Genomic DNA, 17,332 nt, shown 5'->3' with positions numbered 1-17,332 from the left:
CCGGGGCTCACGATAGTTGTCACCAGGTGGCACCGGCCGGAGCCCGCACCGTCGTGTTCAGGCGGTTGAACAGGTTGGTGAGGCCGATCATCAGGATGATCGCCGACAGTTCCTTCTCGTCGAAGTGGTCGGCGGCGGCGTTCCAGATCTCGTCGGTGACCGCGGTCGGGTTGTCGGCCAGCCGGGTCGCGGCCTCGGTCATCTCGAGGGCCGCGCGCTCGGCGTCGGTGAACAGGTCGGAGTCCCGCCAGGCGGCGACCTGGTGCAGCCGCTCGTCGGTCTCGCCGTTCTTCAGCGCCGACTTGACGCCGCCGAACACACACGGCGAGCAGCCGTTGATCTGGCTGGCCCGCAGGTGCACGAGTTCGAGCGTCGTACCGTCGGTGCCGGACTGCCCGATCGCCTTGTAGATGTTCTGGATGCCCTTCGTGGCGTCGGGCAGAACCATGGCGGGGTTGGTCATCCGTGCTTGCATGATCGCTTCTCCATCAGGGTTTGGTTGCTTTTCACTCCCTTGACGGATGCTGCGCGGCGGATGTGACAGCGAACCGCAGATCTCTTTCCAGCCGTTCCTCGACAGGCCCCGCGGAGTACTGCGCGGTGAGGCAGATCGGGCCGCTCCACTGCAGTTGCCGCAACGCGGCGAACACGGCGGACCAGTCGGACAGCCCTTCCTCGGCCTCGACGAAGTTTGTCTTCCAGGCGCCGTCCGTCCGGAGGTAATGCACGTTCTTCAGGTTGACGATGCCGAGGCGGTCCGCGCCGAGCTCCAAAGTCACCGCGGGATGGTCACCGGCGAGCGCGTCGTGCGCGGCGTCCCACACGAGCTTGAACCGATCGGGCAGCCCGTCGAGCAACTGCAGTACGCCGAGCGTCGACGACACGTATCGCCCGTGATGCGGTTGCACCCCGACCTGTACGTCGTACCGCTCGGTGAGTACTGCGGCGTCCTCGAGCAGCTCGCGGTTGCGCCGTACGGAGGCGGCGTACCCGTCGAGGCCGAGGTCGGCCATGATCCGGATCATCGGGACGCCGGACTCCGCGCAGGCGGCGAAGACCTGCTCGGACAGGTCGCTCGCGACGCTGATCGGTTCGATGCCCTCGGCCCGTAACTGGGCGGTGAACTTCGGCAGCTCGGCCTCGGCGCTCGCCGGTGTCACGTACGCCGTGTCGCGGACCGGGACCTCGGCGCCGGCGAACCCGAGTCCGGAGATCAGCCGGCCGAGTTCGTCACCGGGCAACCCGAGCCAGGGTTTGGTGAAGACGGACCACAGATACATCAACGACCTCCCAGGCCACTCATGGTGATGCCACGGACGAACCAGCGTTGGGTAAGGAAGAACAGGATGATCAGAGGCACGGTGGTGACGGTGGCCGCCATCAACAGCAGGTTCCACTGGGTGCCGTTGGTGTCCTGGAACACCTGCAGGCCGACCGAGGCGGTCCGGGTCGCGTCGCTGTTGGAGATCACCAACGGCCACAGCAGGTTGTTCCACTGCCCGATGAACTTGAACACCGCCAGCGTCGCGATGGCGGGCACCGCGAGCGGCACGATGACGCGGACGAACGCCTGCCACCGGTTGGCGCCGTCCAGCCGGGCGGCCTCTTCGTAGTCGCGCGGGATACCGAGGAAGAACTGCCGGAGCAGGAACACCCCGATCGCGGTGAACGCGTGCGGCAGGATCATGCCCGGCCAGGTGTCGATCCCGTGCAGCTTCGCGACCAGCACGAACTGCGGGATCAGCGTCACCTGCGACGGGATCATCAGCGTCGCGAGGTAGATACCGAACAGCCAGCTGCGGCCGGGGAAGCTCAGCCGCGCGAACGCGTACGCCGCGAGCGCCGCGGTGACCGTTTCGAGCAGCGTCGTACCGGCGGCGAAGTAGATCGTGTTCAGCAGGTACTTGCCGAGCGGGACCAGCTCGAACGCGCGGGTCAGGTTCTCGGGATGCCAGCTGCTCGGCCAGAACGACGGTTTCGCGGCCATCGACTCGCCGTCTGACTGGAACGCGACGAGCACCATCATGACAACCGGGACCAGCGTGATCGCGGTGACCAGGAAGCAGGTGAAGACAATGAGTTTGCGCCGGATCTCAGTTGTCATAGTGAACCAACTTCCGCTGGAACAGGAACTGGCCCGCGGTGATGATCACGATGAACGCGAACAGGACCAGCGACTGCGCGGCGGCGTATCCCTGGTCGTAGTTCTCGAAGCCGGTCCGGTAGATGTACATGACCAGCGTGGTGGTGCGGGTACCCGGGCCGCCGTTCGTCATGATCAGCGCCTGGTCGAAGACCTGGAACGATCCGATCACCGACGTGACGATCACGAAGAACAGCGCGGGGGACAGCATCGGCAGCGTGATGTGCCGCAAGCTCTTCCACGGCGACGTACCGTCCACCCGGCCCGCTTCGTACAGTTGCTGCGGGATCGCCTGGAGGCCGGCGAGGAAGACGACCATGCCGAAGCCGAAGCTCTTCCAGACGCTCATCAGGATCAGCGCGGGCATCGCCCAGGTGTCGGAGATCAGCCAGGCCGGGCCGGTGATGCCGAACCGTCCGAGCACGGCGTTCACCAGGCCGTCGTGCGGGATGTAGAGCCAGATCCAGACGAACGCGACCGCCACCGTGATGGTTGCGTACGGCAACAGGAGCAGGCTGCGGAAGACGGCGATGCGGCGCAGCCCGGAGTTGAGCAGGAGGGCGAGCAGCAGGCTGACGAGGATGGTCAGCGGGACGCTCACCAGCGTGAAGTACGCCGTACTGCCGAGCGCTGACCAGAACGTCGGGTCGGGGCCCAGGCGGGCGAAGTTGTGCACGCCGGCCCAGGTGGGCGCGCTGAACAGGTTCCAGTTGAGCAGCGAGATGACGCCCGCGGCGAGGACCGGTCCGGCGGTGAAGATCAGGAAGCCGATGAGGCTGGGCAGGATGAAGAGCCATGCCGTGAGCGCCTCCCGGCTGCGCCAGCGCGGCGGCGGGGCTTGTCTGGTCTGTGCCGGTGTCGTGATGGCCGGTGCGGTCTCGATGGCCACTGTGCTCACCCCTTCCTGCCTGTGGCTTGGCGGACGGTGTCGAGATGCTGCCGCATCAGTACGTCGAGGCGCGGCGTCAGGCCGGTGATGGCTTCCGCGACGCCGACCTGGCCGAGGAACGTGCGCGGAAGATCCTGACCGAGCAGCTGCTTGACCTGGTTCCAGTTCGTGGTGACGTCGAAGGCGTGGCCGCCGGCGATCTTGCCGGCCAGGATGTCCTGGACGATCCCGAGATTGTCGGGCGGCGGCTGGAACGCGCTGCCGGCGCTGAGCCGGGCCGGGTTGTTGCGGCCGGCCTTGGCGTAGATGTCGAGCGCGCCGGTGCTGGTCAGGGTCTTGAGCAGCTTCCACGCGAGGTCGAGCTCGGCGCCCTCGCGGACCCCCGATGGAATCGCGAAGCTGGATCCCGAGACCCGCGGCGTACTCCCGTTCGCGCCGGCCGGGAACGGGATGATGTCCCAGTCGAACTTGGCCTTGCGGGCGTTCACGACCTGCCACGGCCCGTTCTGCATGAACGCGACGTTGCCCTGCATGAAGTTGGACAGGGAGCTCTCGGTGACCAGGTTCTTGATCGGCGGCGTGACCTTGTCCTTCACGAACAGGTCGATGACGAACTGCAGCGCCTCCATCGCCTCGGGGTCCTTGAGCGCGCTGCGGCTCGCGTCGGCGCTCATCACGTTCCCGCCTGCGCAGTAGACCCATGACACCAGGTCGTCGATGGCCGGCGCGCAGGTGAAGCCGTACTGCTCGCCGGGTTTCGTGAGCTGCTTGGCGAGGTCGCGGAACGTTGCCCAGGACATCGGTTCGGTGCGGGACGGCAACGGGATGCCCTGCTTCTTCAGCAGGTCCTTGTTGTAGTACATGACGGTCGGGGCGACGTCGAACCCGATCGCGTACGTCTTGTTGTTGAAGCCCGAGATCTTCCGGCTGGTGTCGTAGAAGTCGTCGAGTTCGAAGTCGGGGTCGGCGGCGATCAGGTCGTCGAGCGGCCGGTGCGCCCCGCGCGCGGCGTACGTCGGGATCAGGGTGCCGTTGAGCGCGGTGACGAGGCTCGCCGTACCGCTGACGAGTTGCAGGTCGAGTTTCGTCGGGTAGCCGCTGGACGGGGTCAAGGTGGCCACGGACTTCACGCCCAGCTGCTGCTCGACGTACTTGCCGAAGTCCTCCCAGACCTTCTTCTCGGCGGCACTGCTCGACCACATCGCCCAGGTGGCGGTGCCGTCCGGCGGCCCCGACGAACATCCGGCCGCGACGGCCCCGACACCGGCCAGGCCGGTCAGCTCGAGAAACCTGCGGCGGGTCAGGTTGGTCCTCATGGTTCTCCTCACCGATAGAGCAGGTCGATCGACTCGGCGCGGATGCGCTCCTCGTCAACCTCGACGCCCAGTCCAGGGGCGGTGGGGACCGTTGCGACGGCCTTGGTGATGCTCAGCCCGTCCACGTACAGATCGGTCAGCAGTTCCGGCCCGTTGAGTTCGGCGGGCAGGGCGAGCTCGAGCTGACTGAACACGTGCAGCGCGGCGGCGAACGCGACTCCGCAGTCGGTCAGGCCGCTGGCGAGCAGTTCGACGCCGCCCGCCAGCGCTGTCTGGGCGGTCTTCAGGGCGTTCCGCAGGCCGCCAGACTTGCAGACCTTGACCACGACCAGGTCGGCGGCGTTCAAGCGGATCGCGCGGGCGAGGTCCTGGGCGGAGAAGCTGCCTTCGTCGATGGCGACCGGGAGGCCGATGAGCTCGCGCACCCGCTGCATCGCGAGGGTGTCGGTGCTCGGGACGGGTTGCTCGACGCAATGCACCGTCCGGATGTGGTTGATGCGGTCTTGCAGCTGCTTGAGGGCGCTCGGGCGGTAGGACTGGTTGGCGTCCAGCCACAGCGGTTTGCCGTCGGCAACTTCCGCGACGGTCTCGATCGCGGCCGTGTCCGCGTCCAGGTCGCCGCCGATCTTGACCTTGTACCCCGCATAGTCCGACGACTGGAGTGCGTGTTCGCGGACCGTCTCCTGGTCCCCGACCCCGATGGCCGAGCAGAGCGGGATCTCGTCGTGGATCTTGCCGCCGAGCAGCGCGTGCACGGGCACGCCGGCGAGCTTGCCGGCCGCGTCGTGCATCGCGACGTCGACGGCGGCGCGGGCGAACGGGAAGCCGTTCGAGACCGCGGGGCTGAGGCGCTTGGCGGCGCGCTGGTGGAAGAGCTCGACGTCGAACGGGGTGAGTTCGAGAAGGATCGGGGCGAGGTGGCGGCGGATGACGACGGCCATCGTCTCGGCGGTCTCGTAGCTCCAGCTGGGGAGCGCTCGTTGCTCTCCCCAGCCGACCACGCCGTCCTCGGTGGTGAGCTTCACGAAGATCACCGCGCCGGCCTGGTCGGGGGCGGCGTCCGGTGAACCGACGGCGCCGCTGCCGAGGACGAACCGGCGCGCGAACGGCACCGCGACCGCGAAGACCTCGACCTGAGTGATGCGGGACATGATGATCGGTCCTCTCGGTCAGGCGGCGATGGACCAGAGGGTGGGGTCGACGAAGCTCGGGCCGCGGGTGCCGTCGTCGAGCCATTGGAGGGCGTCCTTCAGCACGTAGCCCGCGAGCGCGAGATGACCCTCGGCGGTGTCGCCGGCGATGTGCGGTGTGAGCAACAGGTTCTCCGCGCGGAGCGCGCTCTCGGCCAGTGTCGGCGGCTCCGGATCGTAGACGTCGAGCGCCGCGTAGATCCGCCCGGAGACGGCATGTTCCAGCAGCGCCTGCTGCTCGATCGCCGGACCGCGCGAGGAGTTGATCACGACCGCGCCGTCCGGAAGCCGCTCGATCAGCGCGCGCGAGATCATGCCCTTCGTCTCCGGCACGTTCGGCACATGGATCGAAAGGAAAGCGCTCTCGGCCGTTTCCGGCAGCTCGGCCAGCCGGACCCCGAGCTCCGCAGCGCGCTCGGCGCTCAGGTACGGGTCGTACACGACCACGTCGCACCCGAACGGCTTGAGCAGCATGATCAGCGCCCGCGCCGTACTGCTCGCGCCGATGATCCCCACCTTCGCGCCGGCCAGCTCGTGCCCGCGATACGCCGTCTGCTTCCACCCGCCGCCGCGGACCGCGCCGTCGAACCGGGCGAGCCGCCGGGCCAGCGTGAGCATCGACGCCAGGCAGTACTCGCCGACGGACCACGCGATCCGCGGACCGGCCGAGAACACCCCGACGCCCTGGTCGAGGATGACCGGGTCGATCAGGTTCTTCACGGTGCCCGCGGCGTGCGCGACGACCTTCGGGCCGTTACCGTCGGCCCACAGTTCCTTGCCGAGGTGCGGCGTACCCCAGCTGGTCAGCAGTACGTCCGCGCCTGCCGCCAGCTCGGCGACGGCGGCCGGGTCGAGCGCCGGCGGCTTCGCGAGCGATCCCTCGCCGACGGTGTGTCGCGGCTCGGCCCACACCACCTCGAAGCGGTCCTCGAGCAACCGGCGAGCGTCCGCGTCGACCACGTCGTCGGCACGTTCCGGGGACATCAGCGCGGCAAGTCTGGGCGCGGGATTCGACACCGTGTTCGACACCATGTTCGACACCGTGGAAGCTCCTTCAGCTGGACGTGACTCCGACGGTAGGCGCTTTCCGTTATGCCGGTCCAAGCCTATTTACGTATGGACCGATACCGTGCTTGCATAGGCCGCCATGGACGTGTCGCTCCAGCAACTCCGTGGATTCGTCGCCGTCGCCGAGGAACTGCACTACGGCCGGGCCGCCCAGCGCCTGAACCTGACCCAGCCGCCGTTGACCCGCCAGATCCAGGGCCTCGAACGCACGCTCGACGTTCGCCTCTTCGATCGCACCGGCCGCGGCGTCCGGCTGACGGCGGCCGGGGGAGTCTTCCTCGAGCACGCCCGCCGGGTGCTGGCGCTGCTGGAAGTCGCACCGGAGGCGACCCGGCGTGCCGCGGACGGGACGACCGGGACGCTCCGCCTCGCCTTCACCGCGATCGGTGCGTACGCCGTACTCGCCGACTTCCTGACCATGGTCGGGAAGCGGACGCCCGGGGTGACGGCCGAGCTGACCGAGTTGGTGAGCCCGGCACAGTTCGAGGCACTGGCGAATCTGGAGATCGACCTCGGCCTGGTGCGCCCGCCGATCCCGGCGCAGTTCGAGTCGCTGCTGGTGCATTCGGAGGACCTGGTCCTCGCCGTACCCGCCGCGCATCCACTGGCGGTGGGCGACCGGGCGGTGTCGCTGGTGGACGTGACCGACGACTACATCGGGTACAGCCCGGAGGGATCGCAGTACCTGCACGACATCTGCGCGGCGATGATCGGCATGGATCGCTACGCCGTCAGCCAGCTGGCGTCGCAGGTGCCCACGATGCTGGCGCTGGTCCGCGCCGGCCTCGGGTGTGCGTTGATCCCGCGCTCCATCATGGCGATGGGCGTCGAAGGCGTCCGCTATCGCGAACTCGACGCGGCCGACGCGCACTCGGTCACCCTGCACGCGTGCTGGAGCCCGGACAATCCGAACCCGGCCCTGCAGCGTCTGGCCGAATCGCTGCGGCTGGACCCGCATCTCGCGACTTGACCTAGAGCGAACTCTAATTCGTACGCTCGACGGTATGAGTGCACAACACAAGATCGGCTCGGGTTTCGGGCACGACAGCACCGCGGACGACGTACTGGCCGGGATCGACCTCACCGGCAAGCTCGCGATCGTCACCGGTGGATATTCCGGTCTCGGCCTGGAGACCACCAAGGCGCTGGCGAAGGCCGGCGCGCAGGTCGTCGTCCCGGCGCGGCGCCCGGATGCGGCGCGGGAACTTCTGGGTGACCTCGCCGAGGTCGACGAACTGGACCTGGGCTCGCTGGAGAGTGTGAAGGCGTTCGCCGAGCGGTTCCTGGCGTCGGGCCGGTCGGTGGACATCGTGATCGACAACGCGGGCATCATGGCGTCGCCGGAGACGCGGGTCGGGCCGGGGTGGGAGGCGCAGTTCGCGACCAACCACCTGGGGCATTTCGCGCTGGTGAACCGGTTGTGGCCGGCCATCTCGGCTGGTGCCGCGGACGGTGGCGCGCGGGTCGTGTCGGTGTCGTCGACCGGTCATCGGCGGTCGGACATCCGGTGGGACGATCTCGAGTTCCGGCTGGGGTACGACAAGTGGGAGGCGTACGGGCAGGCGAAGACGGCCAACGTGCTGTTCGCCGTCCAGCTCGATGCCCTCGGCAAGGACTCCGGCGTCCGGGCGTTCGCGCTGCATCCCGGTGGGATCCTGACCCCGCTGCAGCGGCACCTGGAGAAGCAGGAGATGGTCGACTTCGGCTGGATCGACGAGGACGGCAACGCGTTGAACCCGGCGTTCAAGAGCCCGGAGCAGGGCGCAGCGACGCAGGTCTGGGCGGCGACGTCGCCGCAGCTCGATGGGCTCGGCGGAGTGTTCCTGGAAGACTGCGAGGTCGCCGAGGTGTCGAGCGACGAAGCGCCAGGGGTACGCCCGTATGCGATCGACCCTGCTGCGGCTGAGCGGCTTTGGACGGTGTCGGCGCAGCTCACCGGGGTGAACGCGTTCGGGTAGGCTGCTTCGGCTGTGGGGGTTCCCTCTTCTGCTGTCGAGCTCGGCCCCGTTGTCGAGCGGTTGCGCGCGTCCGGTTGTGTGTTCGCCGAGGACGAGGCTGCGCTGATCGCCGAGACCGCGCGCGACGCGGCCGAGCTCACCGCGATGGTCGACCAGCGGGTCGGCGGGTTGCCGTTGGAGTACGTCGTCGGCTGGGCCTCGTTCCGCGGGTTGCGGATCGCGGTCGATCCCGGGGTGTTCATCCCGCGTCGGCGTACCGAGTTCCTGGTGGCCGAGGCGCTGCGGGTCACCGTCGCGGGTTCGGTCGTGGTCGACCTCGGCTGCGGCACCGGGGCCTTGGGTGCCGCGGTCGCGGCCGAGTGCGAGGTACCGCTGTACGCCGCTGACATCGAGGCGGCCGCGGTGCGTTGTGCTCGCCGGAACCTGGAGCCGTTCGCCGGGACGGTGTTCCAGGGCGACTTGTTCGCGGCGTTGCCGGAGCGGTTGCGGGGCGAGGTCGACGTACTGCTCGCGAACGTGCCGTACGTGCCGACCGACGAGATCCGGCTCCTCCCGCCGGAGGCCCGGCTGTACGAGCCGCGCGTCACGCTGGACGGCGGCCCGGACGGCCTCGCGACACTGCGCCGCGTGGTCGCCGGCGCCGCCGAATGGCTGAAGCCCGGCGGCCACCTGTTCGTCGAGATGAGCGATCACCAGGCACCGCTCGCGCGGGCGGTGATGATCTCGCAGGGATTGGATGCCGAGATCACCACGGATGACGACCTCGGCTCGAACGTTGTCCGCGGCACTCAGTCCGCCGGGTAGCCGGCGAGGGACGGCGCGAGCAGGTCGAATGCACGACGGCCTTCCTCGGCGACGATGCCGGCGATGTCCGCGGTGGGGAGACCCGCGAGCGTGAGGTCCTGGATGCGCTGGAACAGGATGCGGTGCACCGCGCCGAGCAACCCGGCGGCCGTTCGTACGGCGATGTCGTCCGGCTCTGCGCCGGCTGACTGCGCGAGGGCGGCGGCCAGGGCCTGCTCGCGTTGATCGTGGAGACTGCGCAGGCAGACGGTCAGCGTGGGACTGTCGGCGATCATCCGGGTGAACTCCGGTCCGGCGAATCCTGCCACCGGATCCTGCGCGGCGACCGCGGCCTCGAACGCGCGGCGGAGCGCCGTGTACGCCGATTCGCCTGCCTGGCGTGTGGTCACCGCGTCGGCCAGTGAGGCGACGAACGCGGCCTGATGGTCGAGGGCCAGATCCTCCTTGCGGGCGAAGTAGTTCGTCACGGTCTTCTTCGCGACCCGGGCCGCGGCGGCGACCTCGGCGATGGTCGTCTCCTCGAAACCCTGCGCGATGAAGAGCCGCGTGGCCTGGTCGGAGATCAGTTGCCGCGTCTCCTGCTTCTTGAGCTCGCGCAGCCCGAGGGGAGCGGTCGTCGTGGTGTCCATGGCCGCAATCATACCCTCGGTGTAAAAGTATGTTGACACTAGCTACGATCCCTGGCTAAAGTTACTCCCGTTGTAAAAATACTCCGAAGGGAAGTAGTGGATGCCTACTCCGAAACACGGTGCGGCCGGCCCGGCGTTCGTCCGCCGCGGCGACCGACGGCGGACGGCGCAGACCCGCGTCGTGCGTTACCAGCAGCCGGTGGCCCGCCGCCTCACCACGCGGCGCGGCAACCGCTGATCGCAGTTCGTCCGTTCACCGAGTTCTCCGGAAGGAACCCATGAAGATCAACGCATCCACCCTCTCGCTGACCGTCGACGACGTCGCCGCCTCGCACACCTTCTTCACCAAGCACCTCGGGTACGCCGAGGAAGTCGCGGCCGAAGGGTTCGCGAAACTCACCCGCGACGACGACGCCGTCGATGTCGTCCTGCTGCAGCGCGGCATCGAGATCCTGCCGCCCGAGCAGCGTGACCAGCGCGCCTCGGGCCTGATCCTGGCGTTCACGATCAGCGGCATCGAGGCCGAGGAGCAGCGCCTGCGCTCCGAAGGCGTCACGATCTCGATGCCGCTGCGCGAGGAGCCCTGGGGCGAGAAGCTGTTCCAGGTCACCGACCCCAACGGCGTCGTCGTACAACTGGTCGAGTGGACGACGCCGGCTTAGACCCGGCGTTGTACATGGAGCAGGTACTCCCGGCGGTTGAGGGGGTCGTGGTCGGTGCGCGGGCGTTCCGGGACCGGGCCGGTCACCGGTTGGTAGCGCTCGAACGCCGACTCCAGGACGCCCTCGCCGCGGGTCAGGGCGGGAAGTTGCTGCTCGAGTTCGTACACGGCGGTCGCGGGAATTTCTCCTTCCAGGGTTGAGGTTTCCGCGGCCAGCGCAGGGACCTGCGGGATCGCCCGGAGCCGGGCGAGGGCCGCGAGTACGGCGCGGGTCGTGTCGGTCGGGATCTCCAGGCGGAAACGGTGCATCGGCTCGTGGACCGACGTACCCGCTTCCTGAAGTGCGGTCATCAGGACCAGCGGGGTGAGGAACCGGAAGTCGCCGGCCGTGCTGGACATGCTCTTGTCGAACACGGCATGGGCGTGACTCTGGCGCGCGGAGTACCCCGAGTGCGTCATCACCACCCGGGCGTCCGGGATCTGCCAGCCGTGGATGCCCTGGTGCAGGGTTTCGCGGACGGTTTCCTCGACGGCCTTGATGAACGCGTACGGCATCGAGCCGAGTTCGACCGCCAGTTCGAAGGTGACGCCGGCGTTGACCGGTGCCGCCTCGACGCGGAGGCCGACGGTGGCGAGGAACGGGTTGGCGTCCTTCTTGTTGAACTCGACCGCCTGCCCGGTGCCGGCGATCCGCTCGATGCAGATCGTGGTGGTCTCCCGGAAGTCGACCTCGATGCCGAAGTCGGTCGCGAGCGTCGACTCGATGACCTCCTTCTGGACCTCGCCGTACAGGGAAACGTAGGTTTCCTGACGCAGGTCGTCCTGGCGGAGGTTGATCAGCGGGTCCTGCTCGGCCAGCTGGGTGAGTGCGACGCGGAGGTTGCCCTTGTCGGAACGCTTGCGCGGGGTGATGACCGTTTCGAGCGTGGGCGGAGAGAACGCCGGTGCGGAAACAACGTGCTGTTCCGTTGCGGAAACGTTCCGGAAATCGGTCAGGGTGTCGCCGATGCGGATTTCCGCGAGTCCCCAGAAGCGGCCGATCTGGCCCGCGTGGATCGCGGCCGCGGGGCCTTCGCCGACGACCTCGAGCGCGGTGATCTTCCCGTCCGCGGCGCCGTACCGCACGCGCTCGCGCACCTGGGTGGTGCCGGAGAACATCCGGACGTAGGCGATCTTCTCGCCGGCCGGTCCGCGTTCGACCTTGAACACGGTGCCGTCGAGCGGTACGCCGGTGGTCCGGGCGCGGGGGAGCAGTTCCCGGATGCCGTCGGCGAGCGCTTCGGTGCCCGCGCCGGTGATCGCGGAGCCGAAGTACACCGGCTGGACGATCGCCCGGTGCGTCTGCGCGACGAGTGCCTCGTGCAACGACAGCGGCTCGTTGTCGACGTACCGCTGCAGCAGCGCGTCGTCGTGCCGGGTGAGGACCTCCAGGAGGGTGTCCTCCTGCACGATGGGTTTGAATGCCGCCTCGGAGGTTCCGAGGTACGCCGCCTCGCCCATCGGGACGATCTCCCGGGTGAGCTTCGCGGCGATCTCGCGCAGTACGCCGTCGTACCGCGCGCCGGGCCGGTCGAGTTTGTTGACGAAGATCAGGGTGGGGATGTGCAGGCGTTGCAGGGTGCGCATGAGCACCCGCGTCTGTGCCTGGACGCCTTCCACCGCCGAGATCACCAGCACCGCGCCGTCGAGCACGCTCAGCGCGCGCTCCACCTCGGCGATGAAGTCCGGGTGTCCCGGGGTGTCGATCAGGTTGATACCGACGTCGCCGATCGTGAACGCGGCGACCGCGGACTTGATCGTGATCCCACGCTGCCGTTCGAGCGCGAGTGAGTCGGTCTGGGTGCTTCCGTCGTCGACGCTCCCGACCTCGTCGATGACACCGGCGGCGTACAGCAGCCGCTCGGTCAGGCTGGTCTTTCCGGCGTCAACATGCGCCAGGATCCCAAGATTCAGTACTTCCACGCCGCTTCATGTCCTTAGAACAGATGCCAAAGGTCTCCGCAACAGCCATGAAGCGAGGTCGCACAACGGACTCCTTTGAATGACACCTGCTCGTTCGGTACGCCCCGAGTACACCAACCCTCCCCACCCGCGACAAACCATTTAGCCCCCGCCTACACCTAGGCTGACGCAGGTGCTCGACCCCACCGCGCTCGCAACACCCCACGTCGGTCCCGTCATCAGCGCCACACCGGTGAACGGGTTCGTCGGCAACCAGACCTTCCGCCTGGAAACACGCGCTGCCGTCTATTACTTGAAGACCGGCGCAACGGTGGCCGAGGAGGCCGGCGCGTGCCGGCGCGCGCGATCGGTCGGCGTACCTGCGCCTGAGGTGATCGCGTCGTCTCCCGACTACTTGCTCACGCGAGAGCTTCCGGGCCGCCCACTCGAGGCCGACTCACCGAACCATGGCGCCGTCCTGCGGACGGCGGGAGAGTGTGTGCGGCGCGTGCACACGATCGTCGACCCATCGGTGTCCTGGGCCGACCGCCTGCTGGGTGTGCTGGACGGCCTCGACGTCCTCCCGGACCGGCTCTCGGCGCGCGTGCGGGAGGTGACGCCGAAGTTCATCGAGAGTGTCGCGGGCGTGACACCCGCCTTGCTGCACGGCGACCTGCATCTGCGCCACCTACACGCAACCGGTGCCGAGCTGACCGGGATCCTCGACTGGGGCGACACGACGTACGGCGACCCGCTGTTCGACCTCGCCCGGATGTCCATGGCCGGCCCGGCGGCGACGACCGCCTTCCTGACCGGCTACGGCGCCATCGACGCACCGCCCCGGACCCTCTCGATGTACCGCGTGCTCTGGTCGCTCATCGCCTTACAGGCCGAGCACGCAGCGGGCGGCGACTGGTTCCAGCCGCACCTCGACACGATCGCGCGGGAGCTCAGTTGATCAGGGTGCCGAGGGGAGTGCCGTTGAGGATGGCGGAGGCGGCGCCGGGGCGGTCTATGTCGAAGACGTGGAGGGGGAGGTGATGGTCGCGGGCGAGGATGAAGGCGGTTTGGTCCATCACGCCGAGGCCGCGGTCGATGACCTCGGCGTAGCTGAGGTGGTCGAACCGGCGGGCGTCGGGGTGCTTGTTCGGGTCGGCGTCGTACACGCCGTCGGTGCCGTTCTTCGCGACCAGCAACGCGTCCGCCTCCAGTTCCACGGCGCGCTGCACCGACGGGTAGTCGGTGGTGGTGAACGGCTGTCCGTTGCCGCAGGCAAGCAGGACGATCGAGCCCTTCTCCAGGTGCCGGAGCGCGCGCAGCCGGATGTACGGTTCGGCCAGGTTGTCGATCGGGATCGCGGTCATCAGCCGGACGCCGTGCGCGCCGAGCGCCGCGAGCCGCCCGCGCAACAGGACCGCGTTGATGACGGTGCCGAGCATGCCGATGTTGTCCGCCTCGACCCGGTCGATACCCCAGTCGTCCGCGCGGTTGCCGCGGAACACGTTCCCGCCACCGACGACGACCGCGACCTGGACGCCGGTGGCGCGCAGCGCGATCACCTCGGTCGCGAGATGCGTGAGCCGGTCACTGGCGAAACCGAACTCGCTGGGGCCGGCGATCGCCTGGCCGGACAGCTTGAGGACAAGCCTGCGGTACATGCCGCTCCGATCTGTTAGGCGGAAGGCACACCCGATCCCGGCGTACCGCCAGCACATCTATCACGGGCCGGTTCCGCCGTGCGCCGCGATCTGCGACGCAGACCTGTCGGTGCGGAGTCCTAGCCTTGGGGGATGGATGAGTTGCAGGACTGGCGGAAGCTTGCGCAGCGGCTGCACGCGCGGTTCTTGATCGATGCGTATGCGGACGGCGTGCGTTTCGTGGCGGCGGTCGGCGAGGTGTGTCAGGACGTCGGGCCCGAGGTGCGGCTCGGCGAGACGTTCGTGGACGTCGCGACTCGTGACGCGGAACTCGCGGGACGGATCAGCGCGGTCGCGGCCGAGCACGGTCTGACTGCCGACCCGTCGGCTGTGGCGCAGCTCGAGATCGGGCTGGACACGGCGGATCTGGTCGAGGTCGGGCCGTTCTGGGCCGCGGTGCTCACCGGCAGCACGGACTCCTTCCAGGGCAACGACATCATCGACCCCACGGGCCGCGTCGCCGCCCTGTGGTTCCAGGGCACGACACCGCACGAGACGCCTCGCCAGCGGTTTCATCTCGACCTCTGGCTGCCACCGGAGGTCGTGCCGGGGCGGATCGAGGCGGCGCTGGCTGCCGGCGGGAAGGTCGTGTACGACGAGGAGGCGCCGGCGTTCATCGTGCTCGCGGATCCCCAGGGCAACAAGGTCTGTCTGTGTATGTCGGAGGGCCGCTAAAACGGGAGCGTAGTACGTCGGTGCTCTGCTACGGTCGTGCTGAATCGAGGAGGTGCGTCATGGCTTGCAAGGTGATCCGGTTCCGCGCCATTCCCTCCTTGGCTGCTGCCTGCTGACAGCTCTTCCCGGACCGATTGGTGCGTCGCGGCGTCTGGCCGCGGATCACGTGCGCCCTCGAACAGGTGCGCACTCCGTGCCGATCGAACCGGAGATCCCTCATGTCCTCCGTGGACATTCAGCTGCATACTGCCCTCGCACGCGCCGTCGCCGGCGTCCCGCATCACGAACTCCGCGGCCGAGTCGCCGCGCTCTCACACCGCTACCGCACCGACCAGGTCGGCGACACGACCCCAGGAATGCGCGACGGCCTCGATGCCCTTGCGTACGCCGTCGTCCGCATGCCGGCCACCTTCCGCGCGCTGCACGCCGCGCTCTCGACTGTGGAGCACCAGCCGACCACTCAGGTGGATCTCGGCGGCGGAACGGGCGCCGCCGCCTGGGCCGCCGCCGCACTCTGGCCGTCCGTCACCACCGAGATCGTCGAACGCCAACCCGCCGCGCTTCACCTCGGCAAACAACTTGCCGCAGGCACCTTCCCGCACGACTGGCGCTGGACCACCGGCGACCTCCGCGACTGGACGTCGCCGACCTCGGTCGATCTGATCACGATCGGCTATGTGCTGAACGAGCTGACCGACGAAGCCCGCAGCGATCTGATCCGCGCCGCCGGCCGGCGGGCGAGGACGATCGTCGTCGTCGAACCGGGCACGCCAAGCGGCCACCGCCGTACCCTCGACGCTCGTCAGCTCCTGATCGAGCAGGGATTCGCGATCGCGGCGCCCTGCCCGCACCAGGGGCCGTGTCCGGTGGACTGGTGTCACTTCGCCGTGCGGCTTCCACGTACCGAATTGCACCGGACGATGAAGGACGCCACCCGCAACTACGAGGACGAGAAGTTCGCGTACGTCGTCGCGACCCGCGGGCCGGTTCAGCCCGCCGCGGCGCGCGTACTGACCCGGCCCATCCGTCGCAAGGGCCAGGTCGTCCTGGACCTGTGCACCGCGACGGGTACGGCGGAGCGCGTCGTCGTACCGAAGTCCTCTCCGTCGTACCGGACCGCTCGGAGCGCGTCGTGGGGTGACGAGTCGCCGCCGATCAGGAGATGACCAGGCGGGTGATCGATCCGTCGGTCAGCGTGAAGGTGAAGTCCAGGTCGGCAGTGCCGCCCGGGAAGTTGCCTTCGAGGTGATGGGTCGCGACGTAGGTCTGTTCGTCGACCTGGCGGGTGCCGGTGAGTTCGGTCGTGTAGCTGTACTCACTGGCCGCGCTCGCCAGCCAGGCGCGGATCTCGTCGCGGCCGCGATAGGTCTTGCCGTCGTTAGTGACCTCGGCGTCGTCGGCGTACCAGCGCATCGCCGCGGGGACGTTCCGGGTGACATGGCTGATCAGGTACTTCGTGATGGTGTCAGGCAGCATGGCGATGATGTTGCGGCCTCTCGGTGGGGGAGACGCAAGGAGTTGACTCTCTCCCCGGGGGAGGGTGCAGGCTGAACGCGTGCGGAGCGGACTGACGATCGGCGAGTTCGCGCGGGCGACGCATCTGAGCGTGCGCACGCTGCGGCGGTACCACGAGAACGGGCTGCTCGAGCCGGCGGCTGTCGACCCGTCGAGCGGCTACAGGTACTACTCCGTCGAGCAGATCCCGTCCGCTCAGGTGATCCACCGGTTGCGCGAGCTCGACGTACCGCTGGCGGAGGTCGGCAAGATCATCGCGACCGACGACCCGGGGCGGCGCGCGGAGCTCGTCGCGGTCCACCTCGAACGGCTGCAGGAGACGCTCGAACGGACCCGAGCGGCCGTGACTTCGCTGCAACGGCTGCTCAGGCCCGCTCCAGGGGACCTCGAGGTCCAGCTCCGCTCGGAGCCCGCCAGATTGGTTGCCGGCATCACCGACATTCTGAGCCTGGACGAGGTTCTCCCGTGGTACGACGGTGCGATGGCCGAACTGGATGCTGCCGTGGCGAGGCCGGTCGGTCCGCCCGGCGGGCACTACGACGACGAACTGTTCGCCGAGGGCCGCGGGACCGTGCTCGTCTACTACCCCGTGTCCGAGGCGCCGTCGCTCGGCCGCGTGCGCCCGGTCGAACTGCCCGCCGCCGAGCTCGCAGCCACGATTCACCGTGGACCCCACGACGACATCGACGTCACCTACGGTCGGCTTGCGACCTGGGTACACGAGCATGCCCTCGCCGTTGCGGGACCGGTGCAGGAGACGTATTGGATCGGTCCGCGAGACGACTCCGATCCGGCGGCCTGGCGTACCGGCATCGCGTGGCCCGTCTTTCGGGTCAGCTGACTGGC

Annotated in this window: 20 protein-coding genes; 9 read left to right on the top strand and 11 right to left on the bottom strand. The window is 68.5% G+C overall.

Annotation, left to right across the window (positions count from 1 at the left end):
* Nucleotides 1-19: 19 nt before the first annotated feature.
* Genes E0H50_RS32255 through E0H50_RS32225 form a run of 7 tightly spaced genes read right to left on the bottom strand, consistent with a single transcriptional unit; the run spans nucleotide 20 to nucleotide 6,570 of the window.
* Nucleotides 20-475, bottom strand: a complete 456-nt coding sequence (locus E0H50_RS32255) for a carboxymuconolactone decarboxylase family protein (RefSeq protein WP_131294692.1) — start codon at nucleotides 473-475, stop codon at nucleotides 20-22.
* A 31-nt stretch (nucleotides 476-506) separates the two neighbouring features.
* Nucleotides 507-1,280 carry a sugar phosphate isomerase/epimerase family protein gene (locus E0H50_RS32250; protein WP_202868422.1) on the bottom strand — a complete coding sequence of 258 codons (774 nt, stop codon included), beginning with the start codon at nucleotides 1,278-1,280 and terminating at the stop codon, nucleotides 507-509.
* Nucleotides 1,280-2,104: a carbohydrate ABC transporter permease gene (locus E0H50_RS32245; RefSeq protein WP_131294688.1), complete on the bottom strand. Its 825-nt coding sequence runs from the start codon at nucleotides 2,102-2,104 to the stop codon at nucleotides 1,280-1,282. The genes E0H50_RS32250 and E0H50_RS32245 overlap by 1 nt, the downstream gene beginning before the upstream one ends.
* Nucleotides 2,094-3,041, bottom strand: a complete 948-nt coding sequence (locus tag E0H50_RS32240; protein ID WP_238151497.1) for a carbohydrate ABC transporter permease — start codon at nucleotides 3,039-3,041, stop codon at nucleotides 2,094-2,096. The genes E0H50_RS32245 and E0H50_RS32240 overlap by 11 nt, the downstream gene beginning before the upstream one ends.
* Nucleotides 3,038-4,348 carry an ABC transporter substrate-binding protein gene (locus E0H50_RS32235; RefSeq protein WP_131294686.1) on the bottom strand — a complete coding sequence of 437 codons (1,311 nt, stop codon included), beginning with the start codon at nucleotides 4,346-4,348 and terminating at the stop codon, nucleotides 3,038-3,040. Before E0H50_RS32235 ends, E0H50_RS32240 begins: the two co-directional genes overlap by 4 nt.
* 8 nt (nucleotides 4,349-4,356) lie before the next feature.
* The gene (locus tag E0H50_RS32230) at nucleotides 4,357-5,499 is read right to left on the bottom strand and encodes a mandelate racemase/muconate lactonizing enzyme family protein (protein ID WP_131294684.1); all 1,143 of its coding nucleotides are present in this window, start codon (nucleotides 5,497-5,499) and stop codon (nucleotides 4,357-4,359) included.
* Nucleotides 5,500-5,517: 18 nt separating this feature from the next.
* Nucleotides 5,518-6,570 (bottom strand): hydroxyacid dehydrogenase, encoded by a 1,053-nt coding sequence (locus E0H50_RS32225; protein WP_131294756.1) that lies wholly within the window; start codon nucleotides 6,568-6,570, stop codon nucleotides 5,518-5,520.
* A gap of 115 nt (nucleotides 6,571-6,685) precedes the next feature.
* Between E0H50_RS32225 and E0H50_RS32220 the strand changes: the two genes are divergently transcribed.
* The 3 genes from E0H50_RS32220 to E0H50_RS32210 are packed head-to-tail and all read left to right on the top strand — an operon-like array spanning nucleotide 6,686 to nucleotide 9,368.
* Nucleotides 6,686-7,576, top strand: a complete 891-nt coding sequence (locus E0H50_RS32220) for a LysR substrate-binding domain-containing protein (protein ID WP_131294682.1) — start codon at nucleotides 6,686-6,688, stop codon at nucleotides 7,574-7,576.
* Between the two features lie 34 nt (nucleotides 7,577-7,610).
* Entirely contained in the window at nucleotides 7,611-8,564 is a 954-nt protein-coding gene (locus E0H50_RS32215; protein WP_131294680.1) for an SDR family NAD(P)-dependent oxidoreductase, read from the top strand.
* 12 nt (nucleotides 8,565-8,576) lie between these two features.
* Nucleotides 8,577-9,368 (top strand): putative protein N(5)-glutamine methyltransferase, encoded by a 792-nt coding sequence (locus E0H50_RS32210; RefSeq protein ID WP_131294678.1) that lies wholly within the window; start codon nucleotides 8,577-8,579, stop codon nucleotides 9,366-9,368.
* Here the strand turns inward: E0H50_RS32210 and E0H50_RS32205 are convergent.
* Complete coding sequence (locus E0H50_RS32205) at nucleotides 9,353-9,997, bottom strand: TetR/AcrR family transcriptional regulator (RefSeq protein WP_131294676.1); 645 nt, start codon at nucleotides 9,995-9,997, stop codon at nucleotides 9,353-9,355. The genes E0H50_RS32210 and E0H50_RS32205 overlap by 16 nt on opposite strands.
* A 100-nt stretch (nucleotides 9,998-10,097) precedes the next feature.
* Here E0H50_RS32205 and E0H50_RS43190 point away from each other — a divergent pair, with 100 nt between their 5' ends.
* Both E0H50_RS43190 and E0H50_RS32200 read left to right on the top strand, forming a co-directional pair.
* Nucleotides 10,098-10,235, top strand: a complete 138-nt coding sequence (locus E0H50_RS43190; RefSeq protein WP_165547369.1) for a hypothetical protein — start codon at nucleotides 10,098-10,100, stop codon at nucleotides 10,233-10,235.
* Between the two features lie 40 nt (nucleotides 10,236-10,275).
* Nucleotides 10,276-10,659 (top strand): VOC family protein, encoded by a 384-nt coding sequence (locus E0H50_RS32200; protein ID WP_131294674.1) that lies wholly within the window; start codon nucleotides 10,276-10,278, stop codon nucleotides 10,657-10,659.
* Here E0H50_RS32200 and E0H50_RS32195 read toward each other — a convergent pair.
* Nucleotides 10,656-12,620 (bottom strand): elongation factor G, encoded by a 1,965-nt coding sequence (locus E0H50_RS32195; RefSeq protein ID WP_131294672.1) that lies wholly within the window; start codon nucleotides 12,618-12,620, stop codon nucleotides 10,656-10,658. The two genes, E0H50_RS32200 and E0H50_RS32195, sit on opposite strands and share 4 nt — an antisense overlap.
* Before the next feature lie 172 nt (nucleotides 12,621-12,792).
* On the opposite strand from E0H50_RS32195, the gene E0H50_RS32190 reads away from it, so the two are divergent.
* Entirely contained in the window at nucleotides 12,793-13,557 is a 765-nt protein-coding gene (locus tag E0H50_RS32190; RefSeq protein ID WP_165547368.1) for a phosphotransferase family protein, read from the top strand.
* Here the strand turns inward: E0H50_RS32190 and pyrH are convergent.
* On the bottom strand, nucleotides 13,550-14,257 hold the full coding sequence (gene pyrH, locus E0H50_RS32185; RefSeq protein ID WP_131294668.1) for a UMP kinase: 708 nt from the start codon (nucleotides 14,255-14,257) through the stop codon (nucleotides 13,550-13,552). The genes E0H50_RS32190 and pyrH overlap by 8 nt on opposite strands.
* Nucleotides 14,258-14,389: 132 nt before the next feature.
* On the opposite strand from pyrH, the gene E0H50_RS32180 reads away from it, so the two are divergent.
* Both E0H50_RS32180 and E0H50_RS32175 read left to right on the top strand, forming a co-directional pair.
* A complete protein-coding gene (locus E0H50_RS32180) occupies nucleotides 14,390-14,971 on the top strand; it encodes a VOC family protein (protein WP_131294666.1) in 582 nt (193 codons plus the stop codon).
* Between the two features lie 218 nt (nucleotides 14,972-15,189).
* Nucleotides 15,190-16,137 (top strand): small ribosomal subunit Rsm22 family protein, encoded by a 948-nt coding sequence (locus E0H50_RS32175; RefSeq protein WP_131294663.1) that lies wholly within the window; start codon nucleotides 15,190-15,192, stop codon nucleotides 16,135-16,137.
* On the opposite strand, the gene E0H50_RS32170 is transcribed toward E0H50_RS32175, so the two are convergent.
* A complete protein-coding gene (locus E0H50_RS32170; RefSeq protein ID WP_131294662.1) occupies nucleotides 16,127-16,447 on the bottom strand; it encodes a nuclear transport factor 2 family protein in 321 nt (106 codons plus the stop codon). The two genes, E0H50_RS32175 and E0H50_RS32170, sit on opposite strands and share 11 nt — an antisense overlap.
* Nucleotides 16,448-16,526: 79 nt before the next feature.
* Between E0H50_RS32170 and E0H50_RS32165 the strand changes: the two genes are divergently transcribed.
* Nucleotides 16,527-17,327 carry a MerR family transcriptional regulator gene (locus tag E0H50_RS32165; RefSeq protein WP_131294660.1) on the top strand — a complete coding sequence of 267 codons (801 nt, stop codon included), beginning with the start codon at nucleotides 16,527-16,529 and terminating at the stop codon, nucleotides 17,325-17,327.
* Nucleotides 17,328-17,332: the final 5 nt, after the last annotated feature.

The organism is Kribbella sindirgiensis (assembly GCF_004331435.1).
Taxonomy (GTDB): Bacteria; Actinomycetota; Actinomycetes; order Propionibacteriales; family Kribbellaceae; genus Kribbella; species Kribbella sindirgiensis.
The sequence above is the reverse complement of the archived record's forward strand: the minus strand, read 5'-3'. Positions and strand labels throughout refer to the sequence as shown.